The organism is Leifsonia sp. HAY1-4F, from assembly GCF_056755275.1.
Map to the genome: position 1 here is coordinate 1 of NZ_JBNDHX010000467.1, position 249 is coordinate 249.

Genomic DNA, 249 nt, shown 5'->3' on the forward strand with positions numbered 1-249 from the left:
GGCAATATCTTCCACGGCAAGCTGCAGTGGCCCTTCCTGGAGGATGACGAGCCGCGGGCCTCCCCTGCTGAACGGTGGGGCGTCGCAACGGGCTACCCGAACATCTTCCTGTGCGGTGCAGGTGCCCGGCGCGGGGGTGGAGTCAGTGGACTGGGCGGCCACAACGCCGCCATGGCCGTCCTGGAGGATTTGCAGGACTAAACCGTGTCACGAACGGCGCCTTGACTGCACTTTAAGGGTGGTTGCCTC

1 pseudogene is annotated in these 249 nt (G+C 65.1%); it reads left to right on the forward strand.

Annotated elements, in window-relative coordinates:
- Nucleotides 1-201 (forward strand): annotated as a pseudogene (locus tag ACPYOG_RS20175) (NAD(P)/FAD-dependent oxidoreductase); the annotation flags it as partial.
- Nucleotides 202-249 lie beyond the last annotated feature (48 nt).